Genomic DNA, 16,811 nt, shown 5'->3' with positions numbered 1-16,811 from the left:
TTTAATAGAGGGTTTGTGAGGATTCATGCAACAGCTGGCCGTACAAGGTGTGGCGCATTTTGGCAATCTTGCCTTCGGCCACGGCGGTCAGGATGGCGCACTGCGGCTCGATCAGGTGGCGGCAGTTGTAGAACTTGCACTGGCCCAGATACGGTTCGAAGTCGACGAAGGCGCGCTCCAGCATGCCTTCGCTCAGGTGGTACAGGCCGAACTCCTGGAAGCCGGGCGAGTCGATGATCGAAGAACCGGCGCCCAGCTCGGGCAACTGGTACAGGCGGGTGAAGGTGGTGGTGTGCTTGCCGGTGTCGAGCGCGGCGGAAATCTCGCGCACGGCGATGTCGGCGTCCGGCACCAGCAGGTTGATCAGCGAGGACTTGCCCATGCCGGACTGGCCGATCAGGATAGACGATTGTCCGGCCAGCAGCGGCTTGAGCACTTCCATGGCTTCGTCCGGCCGCGCCTTGGCCGATACCTCGTGCACCGGGTAGCCCAGCGAGGCATACGGTTGCAGGCGTTCGCGGGTGCGCTCCAGCGATTCGGTGACGTCGGTCTTGTTGAGGATCAGGCGGGCCGTGATGCCGGCCGCCTCGGCCGCGACCAGCGAGCGCGACACCAGGTCGTCGGCGAAGCCGGGTTCGGTGGCGACCACGATGAACAGCTGCGTCAGGTTGGCCGCCAGCAGCTTGGACTTGTACTGGTCCGAGCGGTAGAGCAGGGTCTGGCGTTCGGCGATCTTGTCGATCACGCCCTGGTCGGGCGAGGTCAGCGTGATGTGCACGATGTCGCCGACGGCGACGTTGGTCTTCTTGCCGCGCGTGACGCATTGCAGCTTGACGCCGTCCGCCTCGGCCAGGTAGTGGCGGCCGTGGGCGGCGATGATGGTGGCAGTCAGTTGGGCGGCTTTGCTCATTGCTTCACCGCCGCCGAATGGAACAGCAGGCCGGCCTTGGCCGCACAGATGAAGTCGTTGATCGACAGGCCGCCCTGGCCATTGTTGACCGAGTGGGTGTCGTAGCGGACGATGCAGTTTTTGTAAGTCACGGTCATTTCCGGGTGATGGTCTTCGGCGTGGCTCAGGTAGGCCAGCGCGTTGACGAAGGCCATGGTGCGATAGTAGTTGTTGAAGCTGAAGGTGCGGACCAGTTTGCCATCTTCCAGCGACCAGCCGGGCAGCAGTAGCGCCAGGCGCGCGGCCTCGTCGGCGCTGAGCGCGTCCTTGGCCGGGTGGCAGTTGTGGCCCAGCAGGTCTGCGTGGGTGGAGATCATGCGGCCGCCGCGTGCAGGTGACGGATGCGCACGCTGGCCGGCGGGTGCGAGTCGTAGAAGGCCGAGTGCAGCGGGTCCGGCGTCAGGGTCGAGGCGTTATCCTCGTACATCTTGACCAGCGCCGATACCAGGTCGCGGGCGTCGGTGTGCTTGGCGGCGAAGGCATCCGCTTCGAACTCGTGCTTGCGCGAGCTGATCGAGGTCAGCGGGCCGAACAGGAAGGTGAACACCGGCAGCACCAGCATGAACAGCAGCAGCACCATGGCGTCGTTGCCCTGGCCCGGCAGCAGCAGCGGATCGACGCCGAGGCCGGTGTAGAACCACAGCTGGTTCTTCAGGTAGCCCAGCAGCGCCAGGAAGGCCAGCGAAATCGCGAACATCATCGTGATGCGCTTGATGATGTGCTTGAGCTTGAAGTGGCCCAGCTCGTGCGCCAGCACCGCCTCGATCTCCTGCGGTTGCAGGCGCGACAGCAGGGTGTCGAAGAACACGATGCGCTTGTTGGCGCCGAAGCCGGAGAAGTAGGCGTTGCCGTGGGCGCTGCGCTTGGAACCGTCCATCACGAACAGGCCCTTGGAGGCGAAGCCGACGCGGCTCATCAGGCCTTCGATGCGGGCCTTGAGCGACTGGTCTTCCAGCGGCGTGAACTTGTTGAACAGCGGCGCTATCACGGTCGGGAACAGCACCATCATCAGCAGCTGGAAGCCGCTCCACACCAGCCAGGCGTACAGCCACCACAGGTTGCCGGATTTTTCCATCAGCGTCAGCATGACCCACACCAGCGGCAGGCCGATGGCCGCGCCCAGCAGCATGCCCTTGACCATGTCGGCAAAGAACAGGCCGCGGCTCATCTTGTTGAAGCCGAAGCGCTGCTCCAGGCCGAATTGCTTGTAATAGTCGAACGGCAGGTCGATCACGCCGGACACGGCGGCGAAGGCCGCCAGCAGCGCCAGCTGGTAGACCATGCCGGGGCCGGTCAGCTTGAACAGCTCGACCGACAGCCATTGCAGGCCGCCCAGCAGCGTGAAGCCGACCAGCACGACGGTGTTGACCAGCAGCGTCAGCAGGCCGAATTTGGTGCGGGCGACGGTGTAGTCGGCGGCCTTCTGGTGGGCTGCCAGGGGGATTTTCTCGGCGAATTCGGCCGGCACGGCGCTGCGGTGCGTCAGCACATGGCGGATATGGCGCGAGGCCAGCCAGAAGCGCACGATCAGCGTCAAAACGATGAAAGATACAAACAAAATCGAAAACGCGAGTGAATACATTCTATGCCTGTGAGAAAATGGCGGATTCGGATAAATTGAGCCAAGAGAGAATTATGTCACAAGCTAATGAATTGCCAGAAGGTTCCGCACCCGAGGCCGTCACCCCGCGCCAGAATGAATTCAACCTGGTGTGGGTCGACATGGAAATGACCGGCCTGGAGCCGGACACCGACCGCATCATCGAAGTTGCCGTGGTCATCACCGACATGCACCTGAACGTGCTGGCCGAAGGTCCGGTGTTCGCGATCCACCAGAGCGACGAAACGCTGGACAAGATGGACGCCTGGAACAAGGGCACGCACGGCCGCTCGGGCCTGATCGACCGCGTCAAGGCGTCGACCGTGACCGAAGCCGAGGCGGAAGAGGAACTGATCAAGTTCATGAAGCAATGGGTACCGAAGGGTAAAGCGCCGATGTGCGGCAACACCATCGGCCAGGACCGCCGCTTCATGGTGCGCTACATGCCGAAGCTGGAAGCCTACTTCCACTACCGGAATATCGACGTCTCCACGCTGAAAGAGCTGTGCAAGCGCTGGAAGCCGGAAATCGTCGGCGGCTTCAAGAAACACCAGAAGCACACCGCGATGGCCGACATCATCGAGTCCATCGACGAGCTGAAATACTACCGCGAGCACTTCATCAAGCTGTAAGCTGCGCGCCATGCCGAAACAGGTTCCCTTCGAACCTGTTTTTTTTTCGTCTGCGGGAAAAGTCATGAAAAAATTGAAACTTGTTCTGGTGATGCTGGCGCTGGCCGGCGCGTCCACGGCCGAAGCGATGCGTTTCGGCGTCAAGGATTGGGAGGCCGCCTGCGACAATACGCGCCGCTGCGAGGCGGTCGGCTACCAGACGGACGAATCCGGCAGCGCGCCGGTGGCGCTGTGGCTGGGTCGCGATGCCGGCGCCGGCGCCGCGCTGGAGGCCAAGCTGAGCGTCGTCACCGAAGACGACAAGGACGCCGGCCCGCTGACCATCGTGGTAGGCAAGCTGACGCTGGCCGGCCTGAAGGCCGACACCGCGCTGACGACGGAGCAGATCGCGCGCCTGATGCCGCAGTTGCTGGACGCGGAGACGGCCAAGGTGTCGGACGGCAAATGGCATTGGCTGCTGTCGCTGGCCGGCCTGAAGGCGGCGCTGCTGAAGATGGACGATCTGCAGGGTAGGGTGGGCACGACCACGGCGCTGGTCAAGCCCGGCACGCGTGCGGCCAGTACGGTGCTGCCGCCGTTGGCGGCGCCGACCGTGCGCGCGCTGGCGATGCCGCCGGCGCAAAAGGGCGATGAGCGGCTGCTGGCCGCGATCGTCAAGACCATCCCCGCCGGCGACTGCGATGTCGACTTCAAGACCGAGGGCGCATCGGCCGACACCAGCGCCTACCGCCTGCCCGGCGGGAAAGTGCTGTTGTTGCTGGAGTGCGGGCGCGCCGCGTACCAGTCGTGGTTCAACGTGTGGATCGCCGCCGACAAGCAGCCGTACGCCGCCAAGCGCGTGACCTTGCCGGGCATGGAAGGCGGCGATCTGATGAATGCATCGTTCGAAAACGGCAAGTTGAACAGCTATGCCAAAGGGCGCGGAGTGTTCGATTGCGGCGCAGCCTGGGACTGGGTGTGGACGGCGCAGGGCTTCCAGCTGGTCGACGTGGCGGAGTCCAATCTGTGCCGCGGCATGCCTGGCGGCTTCATGTTGCGCGAATGGACGGCCACGGTAGTGAAGTGACTGGGCGCGATCAGCAGTGCGCCGTAATTTTTCCTTTTGGTATTATTATTCTGCAAATATTAAATTGTCATCCTTTTGCGGGAATCTCCATGTCCGACCTTCTTGAACCCGGCCTAGCCGAAAATCCTACCATCCAGAGCCCGCCACCGCCGCCGCCCAAGCGCCGCAAGTGGGGGCGTTATGTGCTGTACACGCTGGCGGTGCTGGGCGTGCTGTTGATCGGCCTGATCGCGGCGGCGTTCATCAAGGCCAACAGCGAGCCGCAGCTGATCAAGATCGACGAGACCGCCTCCATCGACGAGGCGATGACACGCACCTACGGCAAATACTCGCCGGAGAAAAAGGGCTGGGTGTATGTGGACGAGAGCAACGATCCCTTCGTGGTGCGGGTGATCCAGCAGGCCAAGATCGAAGCGGTGGGCGCCAGCGACGAGCTGTATTTCGCCGTCAGCGGCGTCTCGCTCAAGGGCGATGGCCGCAACTTCTACGGCGTGTTCCAGATCCGCGCCGACACCAAGCCCGGCGGCGGCCTGGTCGAGGTCAGCTCGCCGTACCGCTACGAGAGCGACGTGGCGGTGACGCCGGAGAAGGTGCGCTTTGAAGCCCTGTCCGAGCGCACCTGGGGCTGGGTGCTGAAGGTACAGAACGGCACGCGGCCGGTGTCGGAACAAGTCATGGTCAGCAACGTGATGCTGGCGCCGCATGGGGATGAGATCGCCTTGCTGGCGCGCTTCAAGGCCTCGGTGGATGCCGAGCCGGCCGACTGCGTGCAGGCCAACGCCGACCACGAGACCTGGCGCAAGGCGGTGGAAGCGATGGGCGCCCAGGAGCACACGAGCGAGCAGGAGTTGCACGAAGCGGAAACGATGGATGACACCGAACCGCTGCGTTGCGAGCGCAGCCGCTGGACCTATCGCACCGCCGACGTCATCGGCCCGCTGCCCGGTCCGTTGACGGTCAGCGTCAAAGGCAGCCAGTACGGCGCCACGATGGAAGCGAAAAGCTGGAAGCTGATGTTCGACAGCAAAGCCTTTGCCTACAACGTTCCGGACGAGCTGGCGGTCGAGTAAGAAACAGTTGAACTATTGTGGGCGCTCAAATCTGATTCTAATGCTGTATATACGATAAAAGCTTGGTGGTCTCGAAGAACTCTTTGATTCTCGGGGCTATTCGGCGTAAATTTGTATATACAGGGGTGGGGTATCGCTTTTCATTCCGTCCGCTGTTGGCGCCAAGCTGAAGCTAAAACATGGCGTAGCGAGGCAAGAAGTCTTCGAGTGTTTTGAGAATCGAGATGGTGCGTTTTTGATCGACGATCGGGAGGCGCACAGGCGAAATCCTCCGACGTTGTGGTTTGTCGCCGAGACGAGGAATAGACGCCTGCTCAAGGTGGTTTTCCAGAATCGAAATGGAAAGTTTCACCTTCTCACTGCCTATGAGGCCAACCACGATGAGATCCGTATCTATGAGACCAAGAGCAAAGAAAATTGAAAGCACGCCGGAGGCTTGGGAAGAGGGCGCGCTGGGGCGAAATGCTGCACACGCAAAAGCAGTTCCAAAGGACGTCGAGCAGCAGGTGGACGACGCTCTGGGCCTTCAACTAATCTCCATCAGGCTGCAGAAGGAGCTGATTGAGGATTACAAAAAGATCGCGGAGTTTCATGGTGTCGGCTACCAACCGCTGATGCGAGACGCTTTGAAACGCTTCGCAGAGGCGGAATACAAGCGAATTGCGATCGAATACACCAAGCTGAAGTTATCCAAGTAAGCCATGTCCTATATGGGCGTCATGCTACTGACTCGGCAGGCAGGCCGTCCCGCTGCGGCGCTATCAACGGCAAGTGCAAGATAAAGGTGGTGCCACCGCCGGCTTGGCTGTTGACGCGGATTTTTCCGCCCAGCAGGCCGGTGACGATGTTGTGGCTGATGTTCAGGCCCAGGCCGGAACTGCCCGCGCCCAGCTTGGTCGTGAAGAAGGGATCGTAGATGCGCCCGATGTGCTCGGCCGCGATGCCGATGCCGTCGTCGCTGACGCGCAGCTCCAGCCAGCCCGGCTCGGCCAGCGCGGCGTCGATCGTGATGGTGCCCCGGCTGCGCCCCTCGAAACCGTGCACGATGGCGTTGTTGACCAGGTTGATCAACACCTGGCCTATGGGGCCGGGATAGCTGTCCATGTCGATGTCGCCGGGCACGGCCTGCTCGACGGTGAAGGCGGTCTTGTTGATCGTCGGTAGCAGCGCCTTGATGTTCTCCGACACCACGGACGCCAGCAGGAAGCGGCGTCGCTGCGAGCTGGTCTGGTCGACCGCCACTTGCTTGAAGCTGGTGACCAGCTCGGCCGATCGTGCGATATTGCGCACCACCAGTTCCGTTATTTGCGACATGTCGCTGATGTAGGCTTCGGTGGTGCGACGCGTCAGGCCGCTGCTGTAGTCGCTTTGGAACTGGCGGGTCTTGTCCACCAACACGGTGGCCGCCAGCAGCCCGTTGCCGATCGGCGTATTCAATTCGTGGGCGACCCCCGCCACCAATGAGCCCAGCGCCGCCAGCTTTTCACTGTTGACCAGTTCGCCCTGCGCGATGCGCAGCGTGTCCAGCGCCTGCGCCAGGTCCTTGTTGGCCGTCACCAGGTCGGCCGTGCGCTCGGCCACGCGCCGCTCCAGCGTTTCGTTGAGCTGGCGCGTGGCCGTCTGCTCCACCTGCAGCTGCCGGTACAGCTGCTCGTTCTCCGCCACCGAGGCCTTGATGTTGGCCACCATTTCGTTGAGCTTGTTGGTCAGCTGATGCAGCTCGTGCTGGCCGCGGTCGTTCAGCACGAAGACGCGGTCGCCCAGGTTGTCGATGTTCAGCTGGCCGACGAACTGGCTCAACTGGCGCAAGGGCTGGCCCAAATAGCGCCGCACCACAAACAGGAAGATGAACCACAGCGCGCAAGTCTTGATGACCGAGTTCACCAGGATCAGGAAGAAGCCGTACTCGACCTGCTTGACGATGATGCGCTGGTTCGAATACACGGTCCACGTGCCGATCACGCGCGACTGGCCGTTCTCGTCGTTGAAGACGATGGGGAAGTCCTGGCTGAACACTTCGGCGAACAGGGCGTCGCTGTCGGGCTCCGGCCGCAGCTGGCCATCGGCGCCGGCGTGCAGCTTGGCGCCGCCGTCGAGCACGGTGCCGACGGCGCGCACCAGCTTGCCGTGATCGTCGGCCACCTTGATGCCGGCCACCACCGGCAGCTCGCTCATGCCCGACAGGATGCCGCGCAGGATGTCCTCGTTGAAGCGCCACATGGCGTCGGCGATGCCGGGACCGAAGGTTTGCTGCATGGCGCGGATCTCCAGCACCACGCGCTCCTTGGTGTGCTTGTATTCGGCCGCCAGCTGCACCAGCGTCACCACCACCGTCACCAGGAAGTAGCAGCAGAAGATGATCCGCAGCAGGCGCGCGGCGATCGAGTCGCCGGACAGCAGCGGCGCGGCAGGCGGGGCTTCACCGTTGGGTGATCTCATACCGATCTTGGCTGGCAGTGCTTGCACATGGTCTCCGTTGGCATCTCAGAACCAGACGGCTTCAATTGCTTTGTAGCGGCCACTGTCGCGCAGGATGGCATAGCCGCGATTGAATTTTTGCAGATACTTGGCGCCGTCCGGTCCCGTCTTGCTGAAGGCGATGAACAGGCCGGGCGTGGCGACCGTGCCCACCAGTTTGAACTTGCCACCGAACTCGGCAGCCTCCTTGGTGAACAGGGCCTTGGCGATGCGCTCCTCGGCCGCCATGTACTGGATGCGGCCGGCCAGCAGCATCCTGAATCCCTGCACGTTCTTGTCGACGATGCGGCGCACGATTTTCGTGTCGAGGTCGAATTCGTCGCCGTATTCGTAGCCGCGCTCGACGCCGACGGTCTTGCCTTCCAGCTGACGCGCGCCCAGGCCGCTTTCGCGCGAACCGCTCAGCGCGTACACATTCATGTGGGTGGTGAACAGCGGATGGTCGTGCCACAGGAAGCTGCTGCCTATCATGGCATTGGGCACGGCGTCGAAGCAGCCGACCAGGCGGCCGCGACGGGTATCGTCCAGGCAGCGGGCGTAGGGCAGCAATTCGAAGTTGACGGTGACGCCGACGGCCGCAAAGGCTTCGCGGATGACGTCAACCGCGAAGCCGCGCGCGCTGCGTTCCACCGCAGACGAATAGGGCGCCCAGTCGTCTTCCGCGCCGAGCGTGATGGTTTCCGCCGAACTCAGGCGGCAAGCCAGGAGCAGGCAGCAAAGCAGGTATTTCATCCGTCCCTCCGGCATGCGCACCGACCCCATGCTGGTCCTCAATTGATAGCATCATTTCACTATAGCAGGGTTGTTTTGCTGGCGGGAATGTAGTTTTTGCCCAAGGCAGGAATGTTAAAAAATCGCGACAAATAACGCGGGGAGGTGGCAACGTTACCACTCCCCGTCGTGGCGGCTCAGCCCAGCATGAAGCCCAGGTCGGCTTGCGGGAAATTGACCAGTTCGTTCTTGAATACCTGGTTTTGCAGCATGTCCGCATCGGCGCCGAACCAGCGGCCCAGCGTGGCGCCGTACTGCTGGTTGGAGAATTGCGGTATCCATGCGCCGCGTCCGGTGGCGTCGTCCTTGCCGCCGAGTGTGAAATCGGGGAACTGGCCGTACAGGCCGCCCTTGACCGCCGCGCCCACCACCAGATGGTGGTTGCCCCAAGCATGGTCGGTGCCGCCGCTGTTGGGTTGCAGCGTGCGGCCGAATTCGGACATCGTGAAGCTGGTCACTTGCTGTTGCGCGTGGATTTCCGACAGCGCCAGCTGGAAGGCGGCCAGCGCCTGCGATACCTGGCGCAGCATGTCGAACTGCTGGTAGGCCTGGCCGCCGTGCGTGTCGAAGCCGCCCTGTGAGACGAAGTACACCTGCCGCCCCGGCCCTTGCTGCGAGCGGATGCGTATCAGCTGCGCGACAGTCTTCAGCTGCTGGCCCAGCGAGGTGCCGGGGAATACGGTGGACAGCGGCGTGCCGGAGTTGGCTTGCTTCAGGTCCGTCACCAGGTCCATGCCGTTCAGCAGCGCCTTGTTGGCGGCGCTGGCGATCAGGTTGGGATTCTGTGCCGACAGGATCTGCACCAGCGCCGCGCGCCGCGCGTCCGCTTCCTTCTGCGGCCAGAAGTTCATGCCGGCCAGGTCGAGCTGGCCGTTGCCCGGCAGCAGATTGCCGTGGGTGCTGGCGCCTTCGACAAACAGGCCGCCGGCGCCGACCGCGATCGCGTCCAGATGGCCGCCCGTACCGAGCACATCGACCAGCCGCCCGCCCCAGCCGGTGGCGGCGGAAGAGGGCGTGCCGGCCTGGTTCTGGATGGTCTGGTCGGGATGCGAAAACAGTTGCGCCGGTACGCCGGCGCCGGTCAGGTATTGCGCCTTGCTCAGCGGCTGGCGCAGGCTGCCGACGTTGAGGATGGCGGCCACCTGGCCCTGGCCGTACAGCGCGTCCAGCTCCGGCATGCCGTAGTGGAAGCCGAACGGCTGCGTCACGGGATGGTCCGTGGCCTGCAAGGTAGCGCTGCGCGCGGCCAGCAGCGTGTTGGCCGCGCTCGACAAAGCCAGGCCGTGGCTGCCGCGTATGGCGTTGTATTGCGCGTAGCGGGTGCTGTCGAGCGGCACGATCATATTGTTGCCGTCGTTACCGCCGAACATGTAGAGGCAGACCAGTGCCTTGTAGTCGGAGACGGCGGCGCGGGCAGGCGCGGCCACGCTGGACAGGCCGAGTGCGGAGAGTGCGCCCATCAGGCCGGTCTGTGCGCTGGCGCCGAGGAAGCGGCGGCGGGTGGTGGAGTGCTTGGTCATGGTCGGTCCTTATTGTGCGACGGCGAATTCGGCGCTGATGGCGGCGAGGTAGAGCGCGGTGATGGCGCGCTGGCGCGGGTCTGCGGAGGCGTTGATGGCGCCGCCTATCGCTTGCCGCGCCGTGGCCGACATGCGGCCCGCCAGCAAGGTGGAATCGACCAGGTTGAGCAGCGCGGTGGCGTCGCCGGCCACGCTGACGAAGGGCGCGATGTCGACGTTGACCATGCTCTTGTATTCGCCGGAGATGAACTTGTACAGGAAGTTGGCGCGCGCCACGGCCAGGCTGGGCGCGTACAGCTGGAACTCGGGGCCGTAGTATTGCGGCGAGCCGGGCAGGCGCGTCATCGGCGAGTAGAAGTTGAACACGCTCGGTGCGGCGGTGATCTTCTGGCCGAGCAGGAAGTAGTCCCAGAACAGGTTGCGCGGATCGGCGATGCTCGCGCCCAAGGTGCGGAACAGGCCTATCGATTGCAGCATCGGGTCTTTGAGGTGGCCTTGCGTGGCGGCCGGTTTGTCCTGGCGCGCTTCGGGGTCGGTGAGCACGGCGGTCAGCGTCGCTTGCAGGTCGCCGCGTCCGGCCGCGCCGTAGGCGAACACGTCGGCCACGCGGGTGATGTAGGCGGGGCTTGGGTTGCTGGTGACGAAGGCGCGTATCAAACGCGTGGCGATGAAGGGCGGCAGGTTGGGATGCTGGAACAGGTTCTGCATCACGCCGTCCAGATCCTGCACGGCGGTCTGGCCTGCGGGCAGCACCGCGCCCAGCAGCAGTGTCTTGCTGCCCTTGTCGTGGAATTTGTCGCGAGGTTGCAGCGGGCCGGTGAAGTTTTCCCAGTTGATGCCGGTGGCGCTGCTGCCCGGGTAGGTCCAGCCGCTCAGCGCGCGCGCGAAGTCGCTGATGCGCGCCTGGTCGTAGGTGGGAATGGGATCGCCGTTGCGGTCGGTCTGCACGCTGCCGTCCTGGTTCAGCAGGACCGGGCCCAGCGTGAACAGCTGCATCACTTCGCGGGCGTAGTTTTCGTTTGGCGATGGCGTGATGCTGTTGCCGAGGTCGAGGTATTTGCCCATCGCAGGATTGAGCGTCATCTCGCGCAGCAGCGTGTTGAAGTTGCCGAAGGCGTTGTTGGAGATGGTCGTCAGCCAGGGCTGGATTTCGTTGGCGTAGGGGTTCTTGTCGGCCGAGATGACGAACAGCTGCGACAGGGCGAAGATCATGCGCTGGCGCAGTTGATCCGGGCCTGTGGCCATGTTCTTGTACCAGGTGTTTTGCAGCAGGGTCATGTCGGTCGTCACCGGGATGGCGCTGGCGGGCATGGCGAATTGCTGCTTGAGCCAGGCGGCCTGGCCATTGGCCTTGATCGCGGCGATGTCGGCAGGCGTGGCGCCGAAGGTCGCTTGCTCCAGCAGGCGCACGGCGCTGATCCTGGCGGCGTCCGGTGCGGGCTGTTGGCCGATGGGTGGCGGAACTGGCGAGGGCGTTGGCGTCGGCGTGGGAGCAGGCGTTGGTGTTGGGCTCGGGCTCGGCTCAGGTGACGGCGTCGGAGTGGGCGTCGGCGTCGGCGTCGGCGTGGCCGCTTTTTTCAGAGTCAGCGTGGTGCTGGCAGACAGATTGGGGCCGACCTTGGCATCCTTGGTCGTGGTGCCGGTGATCGTGATGACCACGTTGGACGGTAACACCGATGGCGCGACGTATTCGCCATTCTGCGAATTGAGCTTGCCGTAGGTGGCGTTGCCGCCGGGGATGCCGTTGACGGCGAAATTCATGTAGACGCCCTGGCCGTCGACTTTGCCGAGGAACCAGACTTTGCTGCCCAGTGCGACAGGGCCTTTGGCGGTGCTTTCGACGGTGGCTGTGGCGGCCCACACCGATCCGCTCAGGCTCAGCAGGCAGGCGACGGGCCAGACTCGTGTTGGTAAAAATGACATCGACTTCTCCCATTGTTTTTTTAAGCGACGGAAGTCATCTGGCAACATCTGTGCCATGCGCTAAGTGCTTGATTTGCGTGGGGAGGCGACGAAATTTGTCGATGCCGGACAAAAATTGTCAGGCCGCGCGCTGACAATTTTTGTCAGCGCGCCTTGTGTTGGGCGAACAGCCAGTCGCGCCAGACCGGGGAGAGCAGCATGTCGGGCGGCACCATGTGCTCCATGCCTTGATACTCGATGAAACGTGCCTTGGCGCCGCCCGGTTGGCGCTGCAAGGCAGCGAACATTGCGCGGTCGGCTTCGATGGGGTTCTCGGTGTCGGCATTGCCGTGGACCAGCAGCAGCGGCAAGTCCTTCAACTGTGCTGCGGCGGCGCGTTCCGGCGCGATGCCGGAGAAGGCCGCAGCGGCGACGAACATGCCGGTGTTCTTCAGCGCCGCCTGGGTGGCGGACGCAGAGGTCGCCGCCAGCAGCGCCGTCACCAGCGCAAGGACCGCACCACGCAAGGTCATCGGCTTATTCCGCCGATTCCGCGCCGTGGCACTTCTTGTACTTCTTGCCGCTGCCGCAAGGGCAGTCGTCGTTGCGGCCGACTTTAGGCTCTTCGCGCACCAGGGTGGTGACGGCCGGCTTGCGGCGCGGTACCCAGAACTTGTAGATGGTCGGCAGGTTGGCTTCCAGTTCCTGCGCCAGCTTGTGCGCCTTGACCGGATCTTCCACCAGCGGCAGTTCCTCTTCCTCGATCTCGTCGGCGCCGAGCAGGTAGATAGGCTTCATCAGTTCCTGCACGTCCGATTCCCAGATCTCGTCCCACGAACCCGGACGCAGCTCCATGCCTTCCCAGAAGCCCCAGCACCAGGCTTCGGCGTCGATCAGGGTCTGGCCTTCGTGCTCATGCTCGACGAACAGCGGCTCGAATTCCTTCGGCGCCACTTCGAACGTCACCAGCACTTCGTTCATGAAACGCATGATCAGGTTGAGGATGCGTTCCTCTTCCTTCTCGTTCTTGAATTTCGGGATGTCGGTGTCTTCCTGGCCCCAGACGCGCTTCAGCCATTCGGCGGGCATGATGGGTTCCGGGCCGATGGCGATGGCGGTCAGATAGCCGTGCAGCATATCCATCGTCATTGCATCTTCAGGGCTGCGGTCGGACAACAGGAAGTTGTCCAATTCGTCGAATTCTTTTTCGCTCAGTGGCTGGTCGAGTTGCATGGCTTGCTCTTTTTATTGGATTGAAGCCGACAGTATACACGCCGCGCCCCGTACAATGCGGGGATGAACCAAGATCATTTCGACGACGAAGCAGAAGACGCCCGCGCTGCGGCCCTGGCCGCCAGCATGGCCGAGCCGCTTGCGGGGGCGGGCGACAGTCCGCAGGAACAGGCACCGCATCCGTATTCGGCGCTCAATCCCGAGTGCGTGCTCGACGCGCTCGACAGCATAGGCTTGCGCGGCGACGGCCGCCTGCTGGCGCTGAACAGCTATGAAAACCGGGTCTACCAGGTCGGCATCGAGGACGACAAGCCGCTGGTGGTGAAGTTCTACCGACCCGGCCGCTGGAGCGATGCCGCCATCCTCGAAGAGCACGCCTTCACCGAGGAGCTGGCCGCGCGCGAGATTCCGGTGGTGCCGGCGCTGCCGCTGGGGCCGGACCGGGCCACGCTGCATCATTTCAACGGCTTCCGCTTTGCCGTGTTCACCCGCCACGGCGGCCGCGCGCCCGAGCTCAGCGATCCGTCGGTGCTGGAGTGGACCGGGCGCTTCATCGCCCGCATTCACGCGGTGGGGGCGATCAAGCCCTATCAGGAGCGCCCGGCGATTGATATCGCCACCTTCGGCACCGAGCCTTGCGAGTATTTGCAGGCCAACCAGTTCATCCCGGCCGATTTGCGGGAAGCCTACGCCAGCGTCTCTGCGCAGGCGCTGGACGGCGTGCGCCGCAGCTATGACCGTGCCGGCGAGCTGCCGCAACTGCGTCTGCACGGCGACTGCCACGGCGGCAACGTGCTGTGGACCGACGCCGGCCCGCATTTCGTCGACTTCGACGATAGCCGCATGGGCCCGGCGATCCAGGATTTGTGGATGATGTTGTCCGGCGACCGCGCCGACCAGGTGCGCCAGATGTGTGACATCCTGGCCGGCTACGAGGATTTCTGCGAGTTCGACCCGCGCCAGCTGCACCTGGTCGAGGCGTTGCGCACGTTGCGGCTGATCCATTACTCGGCCTGGCTGGCGCGGCGCTGGGACGATCCGGCCTTCCCGGTGGCTTTCCCGTGGTTTAACACCCAGCGCTACTGGCAGGACCGCATCCTGGAGCTGAAGGAGCAGATCTCGCTGATGGACGAGCCGCCATTGCCGATCTAGGGAATTGGCGGGTTTTTCCCGCTCTGCTTGCGGTTCGGTTTGCCTGCCTCCTGCTTGATAATGAGAACTCAGAAGTCTCGGCTGGTGCCGGGACATATCGTCTAGCGAGAACCTCATGCAAGCACAATTGACCAAACAAGACAGCACACAAGACAGCGTCACTCTGCTCCCCATGATGTCGCTGCATGGCACGGACGAACCGACCACCGCCACCCCGACCCCGCGCGCCGCGATGGAAATGAAGGCCATCCAGGAAGCCATCGCCCGGGTCGAAGCCGAAGCCAAGGCCGCCTGCGCCGCCGAGAGCCGCGCCCACGCCGAAGCCCGCGCCCGCGCACTGGCCGAAGACCGCGCCGCCATGGATGCCGCCGCCGCCGCCGTCGCGCTGCAAAATGCGCAAGCGTCGGAAGATGCGATCAGCGCCAACCGCGAGCGCCTCGAATCGCTGCGCGCCGCCGCGCAGGCCAGCGTCGCCCGTCTGGACGCCGTCAAACAGGAAACCGCCGAACTGCGCGCCCGCGTCGAAGCCGACACGCAAATCCGCGTGGCCGCCGAACAGCGCGCCAAGGTCGAGAGCGAAAGCCGCAAGCGCGCGCATGAACAGATCGCCGCCGAATCCGAGCTGGCCGAGCAGGCCGCCCGCGCCGCCGAAGAACTGGCAGCCCAAACCGAACAAGCCCGTCTGCAAGCGGTGGAGCGCGTGGCCGCCGTGCAGGCCGCCAAGGAAGAAGTGGTCGGCATCGCTTCCGCCGATGCCCGCGTGGCGACGCTGGCCCGCGAGCGCGAGCGTCACGCCTACGCCGCCCGCCAGACCGCGCAGATGCTGGTGCAAGCCGAAGCCGAAGCGCTGGACCTGACCGTGCAGCGCGAACGCGCCGACCAGATCGCGCTGGAATCGGCCTTCAACCGCGCCGCCGCCGAAGTGCGCGCACTGGAAGAGGCCCGCGCCCTGGCTCACCTGGAGCAGGAGCGCGAGCAGATCGCGCTGGCCAAGGCCGAGTCCGAACGCAGCGCCGCGCAATCGCTGCATCTGCGCCTGCAAACCGAAAAAGAAATCCGCGACGCCGCGATCCATCGCGAGCGCCTGGAAATGGTGGCCGCCGCCAGCGCCCAGGCCCGCCGCGATGCGGACGCCTCCATCCTGGCCGCCACCGAAGCGCGTATCGAAGTGGACAGCCAGCTGCGCGCCGTCGCACTGGCCCGCGTGCAGGCCGAGCAGGAAGCCGAGCTGCACACCCATGCCAAGGTCGAAGCCGAGGCGCAGGCGCTGGAGCAGGCCAAGCTGCGCCAGGCCGCCGACCAGGCCGCCGCCGAAGCGGCCCGTGCCGATCTGCTGGAACAACAGCGCGCCGCCGAGCAGGCCGAGGAACGCGCCGCGTTGTCGCGTGCCGCCGCCGAGCTGAGTGCGAGCCAGAACGCCGCCGAGCAAGAGGAAATCGCCACGCTGGCGCTGCATGTCGAAGCGCAGAACGCCGCCAGCGCGCTGGCGCAGCAGAAGGCCGAGCAGGCCGAGGTGCTGCTGCAAGCCGAGCAGGCGCGTGCCGCCGCCGAGCAGCAAGCCATCGCCGCGCTGAAGGAAAAACTGGAAGCCGAGCAGGACGCCAGCGACGCCGCCCAGCACCGCATCGCCGCCGAGCGCGCGCAGACCGAAGCCTATCGTCAGCAGCAGGAAGCCGAGCAGCGCCTGGCCGCCGCCGCCGACAAGGAAGCCGAAGCCGCCCGCATGATGGCGGAGCAGGTCTCGCGGGAAGCCGAACAGAAAGCCATTGCCGCGCAGGCACTGGCGGCGCAGGCCCGTCTGGCCGTCGAGCTGGGCGTGGTGCATGCCGAGCGTGCGCGCGTCGAGCAGGAGAAGGCTGCCACTGCGGAAGCGCTGCTGCTGGCCGAGCGTGAGTTCGTCGAAACCGAGCGCCAGTCGCTGGCGCTGATCGACCAGAAGCTGACGCAGCAACGCCTGACCACCGCTTCGGAAATCCGCGCATCGAAAGCGATCGCCGGCCGTCTGGAAGCGGAGCGGAATGTGGCAAGCGGTGCGCGTCAGCGTGCCGACGCCGAGCAGGCCGAAGCCGATGCGATGCATCAGCGCGAACTGGCCGAGCAGGCCGCGACGCAGGCCGTGGCCGACAAGGCCGCTGCGCAACTGGCTTTGTTGGAAACCGCCCAAGCGCACGCCGCGATGCAGCGCAAGGTTGCCGACACCACGGCCGCGATGACTGCCGCCAAGCAGAAGTTGCTGGAACTGGAAACCCGTCGCCATGCAGCCGCGCAGAAAGCGCTGGCGGCGGTGCAGGCCAAGGTGGCTGCTGCGGCCGGCGAGTGCAAGCAGGCGGAAGAGGGCGCAGTCGTCGCCACGCTGGACGCCGCCCGCGCCCGCAAGGAAGCCGCCCGCCTGGCCCCGCCCGCCGAGGCCGGCAAAGCCGTCTGGCGCGCCCGCTAAG

Annotated in this window: 15 protein-coding genes; 6 read left to right on the top strand and 9 right to left on the bottom strand. The window is 64.4% G+C overall.

All coding sequences use genetic code 11. The annotated features are described in order from the left end of the window. Nucleotide 1 precedes the first annotated feature (1 nt). Genes rsgA through GEV01_RS30170 form a run of 3 tightly spaced genes read right to left on the bottom strand, consistent with a single transcriptional unit; the run spans nucleotide 2 to nucleotide 2,531 of the window. Nucleotides 2–910 (bottom strand): ribosome small subunit-dependent GTPase A, encoded by a 909-nt coding sequence (gene rsgA, locus GEV01_RS30180; RefSeq protein WP_152810044.1) that lies wholly within the window; start codon nucleotides 908–910, stop codon nucleotides 2–4. After that, complete coding sequence (locus GEV01_RS30175) at nucleotides 907–1,266, bottom strand: 4a-hydroxytetrahydrobiopterin dehydratase (RefSeq protein ID WP_152810042.1); 360 nt, start codon at nucleotides 1,264–1,266, stop codon at nucleotides 907–909. The genes rsgA and GEV01_RS30175 overlap by 4 nt, the downstream gene beginning before the upstream one ends. After that, the gene (locus GEV01_RS30170) at nucleotides 1,263–2,531 is read right to left on the bottom strand and encodes a M48 family metallopeptidase (protein WP_152810040.1); all 1,269 of its coding nucleotides are present in this window, start codon (nucleotides 2,529–2,531) and stop codon (nucleotides 1,263–1,265) included. Before GEV01_RS30170 ends, GEV01_RS30175 begins: the two co-directional genes overlap by 4 nt. A gap of 53 nt (nucleotides 2,532–2,584) precedes the next feature. Here GEV01_RS30170 and orn point away from each other — a divergent pair, with 53 nt between their 5' ends. The 4 genes from orn to GEV01_RS30145 all read left to right on the top strand — a co-directional run bounded on the left by orn (nucleotide 2,585) and on the right by GEV01_RS30145 (nucleotide 6,015). Then, nucleotides 2,585–3,181 (top strand): oligoribonuclease, encoded by a 597-nt coding sequence (gene orn, locus GEV01_RS30165; RefSeq protein ID WP_175023304.1) that lies wholly within the window; start codon nucleotides 2,585–2,587, stop codon nucleotides 3,179–3,181. A 64-nt stretch (nucleotides 3,182–3,245) separates the two neighbouring features. Then, nucleotides 3,246–4,247 carry a DUF1176 domain-containing protein gene (locus tag GEV01_RS30160; protein ID WP_152810038.1) on the top strand — a complete coding sequence of 334 codons (1,002 nt, stop codon included), beginning with the start codon at nucleotides 3,246–3,248 and terminating at the stop codon, nucleotides 4,245–4,247. Between the two features lie 89 nt (nucleotides 4,248–4,336). After that, nucleotides 4,337–5,317, top strand: a complete 981-nt coding sequence (locus GEV01_RS30155) for a hypothetical protein (RefSeq protein ID WP_152810036.1) — start codon at nucleotides 4,337–4,339, stop codon at nucleotides 5,315–5,317. Nucleotides 5,318–5,712: 395 nt separating this feature from the next. After that, on the top strand, nucleotides 5,713–6,015 hold the full coding sequence (locus GEV01_RS30145) for a hypothetical protein (RefSeq protein WP_175023302.1): 303 nt from the start codon (nucleotides 5,713–5,715) through the stop codon (nucleotides 6,013–6,015). 19 nt (nucleotides 6,016–6,034) lie between these two features. On the opposite strand, the gene GEV01_RS30140 is transcribed toward GEV01_RS30145, so the two are convergent. The 6 genes from GEV01_RS30140 to GEV01_RS30115 all read right to left on the bottom strand — a co-directional run bounded on the left by GEV01_RS30140 (nucleotide 6,035) and on the right by GEV01_RS30115 (nucleotide 13,221). Next, nucleotides 6,035–7,756, bottom strand: a complete 1,722-nt coding sequence (locus GEV01_RS30140; RefSeq protein WP_152810034.1) for a sensor histidine kinase — start codon at nucleotides 7,754–7,756, stop codon at nucleotides 6,035–6,037. Nucleotides 7,757–7,801: 45 nt separating this feature from the next. Beyond that, nucleotides 7,802–8,527 carry a substrate-binding periplasmic protein gene (locus tag GEV01_RS30135; protein ID WP_152810032.1) on the bottom strand — a complete coding sequence of 242 codons (726 nt, stop codon included), beginning with the start codon at nucleotides 8,525–8,527 and terminating at the stop codon, nucleotides 7,802–7,804. A gap of 176 nt (nucleotides 8,528–8,703) precedes the next feature. Beyond that, nucleotides 8,704–10,086 carry a DUF1501 domain-containing protein gene (locus GEV01_RS30130; protein ID WP_152810030.1) on the bottom strand — a complete coding sequence of 461 codons (1,383 nt, stop codon included), beginning with the start codon at nucleotides 10,084–10,086 and terminating at the stop codon, nucleotides 8,704–8,706. A 9-nt stretch (nucleotides 10,087–10,095) separates the two neighbouring features. Next, complete coding sequence (locus GEV01_RS30125; RefSeq protein WP_175023300.1) at nucleotides 10,096–12,009, bottom strand: DUF1800 domain-containing protein; 1,914 nt, start codon at nucleotides 12,007–12,009, stop codon at nucleotides 10,096–10,098. Between the two features lie 143 nt (nucleotides 12,010–12,152). Beyond that, the gene (locus GEV01_RS30120; protein ID WP_152810026.1) at nucleotides 12,153–12,521 is read right to left on the bottom strand and encodes an alpha/beta hydrolase; all 369 of its coding nucleotides are present in this window, start codon (nucleotides 12,519–12,521) and stop codon (nucleotides 12,153–12,155) included. Nucleotides 12,522–12,525: 4 nt separating this feature from the next. Further along, entirely contained in the window at nucleotides 12,526–13,221 is a 696-nt protein-coding gene (locus GEV01_RS30115) for a UPF0149 family protein (protein WP_070272895.1), read from the bottom strand. A gap of 63 nt (nucleotides 13,222–13,284) precedes the next feature. Between GEV01_RS30115 and GEV01_RS30110 the strand changes: the two genes are divergently transcribed. After that, on the top strand, nucleotides 13,285–14,373 hold the full coding sequence (locus tag GEV01_RS30110) for a serine/threonine protein kinase (protein WP_152810024.1): 1,089 nt from the start codon (nucleotides 13,285–13,287) through the stop codon (nucleotides 14,371–14,373). A 172-nt stretch (nucleotides 14,374–14,545) separates the two neighbouring features. Then, complete coding sequence (locus tag GEV01_RS30105; protein WP_235914645.1) at nucleotides 14,546–16,810, top strand: coiled-coil domain-containing protein; 2,265 nt, start codon at nucleotides 14,546–14,548, stop codon at nucleotides 16,808–16,810. The last annotated feature ends 1 nt before the right edge of the window (nucleotide 16,811 follow it).

The sequence above is a fragment of the Rugamonas rivuli genome (assembly GCF_009380165.1).
Classification (GTDB): domain Bacteria; phylum Pseudomonadota; class Gammaproteobacteria; order Burkholderiales; family Burkholderiaceae_D; genus Rugamonas; species Rugamonas rivuli.
Note: the sequence above shows the minus strand (reverse complement) of the source record. Positions and strands in the feature narration are given on the sequence as shown.

Bases quoted from the DNA above. Each gene is read 5' to 3' on its own strand.
- rsgA (WP_152810044.1), bottom strand. From the start codon at position 910: ATGAGCAAAGCCGCCCAACTGACTGCCACCATCATCGCCGCCCACGGC.
- GEV01_RS30175 (WP_152810042.1), bottom strand. From the start codon at position 1,266: ATGATCTCCACCCACGCAGACCTGCTGGGCCACAACTGCCACCCGGCC.
- GEV01_RS30170 (WP_152810040.1), bottom strand. From the start codon at position 2,531: ATGTATTCACTCGCGTTTTCGATTTTGTTTGTATCTTTCATCGTTTTG.
- orn (WP_175023304.1), top strand. From the start codon at position 2,585: ATGTCACAAGCTAATGAATTGCCAGAAGGTTCCGCACCCGAGGCCGTC.
- GEV01_RS30160 (WP_152810038.1), top strand. From the start codon at position 3,246: ATGAAAAAATTGAAACTTGTTCTGGTGATGCTGGCGCTGGCCGGCGCG.
- GEV01_RS30155 (WP_152810036.1), top strand. From the start codon at position 4,337: ATGTCCGACCTTCTTGAACCCGGCCTAGCCGAAAATCCTACCATCCAG.
- GEV01_RS30145 (WP_175023302.1), top strand. From the start codon at position 5,713: ATGAGACCAAGAGCAAAGAAAATTGAAAGCACGCCGGAGGCTTGGGAA.
- GEV01_RS30140 (WP_152810034.1), bottom strand. From the start codon at position 7,756: ATGAGATCACCCAACGGTGAAGCCCCGCCTGCCGCGCCGCTGCTGTCC.
- GEV01_RS30135 (WP_152810032.1), bottom strand. From the start codon at position 8,527: ATGAAATACCTGCTTTGCTGCCTGCTCCTGGCTTGCCGCCTGAGTTCG.
- GEV01_RS30130 (WP_152810030.1), bottom strand. From the start codon at position 10,086: ATGACCAAGCACTCCACCACCCGCCGCCGCTTCCTCGGCGCCAGCGCA.
- GEV01_RS30125 (WP_175023300.1), bottom strand. From the start codon at position 12,009: ATGTCATTTTTACCAACACGAGTCTGGCCCGTCGCCTGCCTGCTGAGC.
- GEV01_RS30120 (WP_152810026.1), bottom strand. From the start codon at position 12,521: ATGACCTTGCGTGGTGCGGTCCTTGCGCTGGTGACGGCGCTGCTGGCG.
- GEV01_RS30115 (WP_070272895.1), bottom strand. From the start codon at position 13,221: ATGCAACTCGACCAGCCACTGAGCGAAAAAGAATTCGACGAATTGGAC.
- GEV01_RS30110 (WP_152810024.1), top strand. From the start codon at position 13,285: ATGAACCAAGATCATTTCGACGACGAAGCAGAAGACGCCCGCGCTGCG.
- GEV01_RS30105 (WP_235914645.1), top strand. From the start codon at position 14,546: ATGATGTCGCTGCATGGCACGGACGAACCGACCACCGCCACCCCGACC.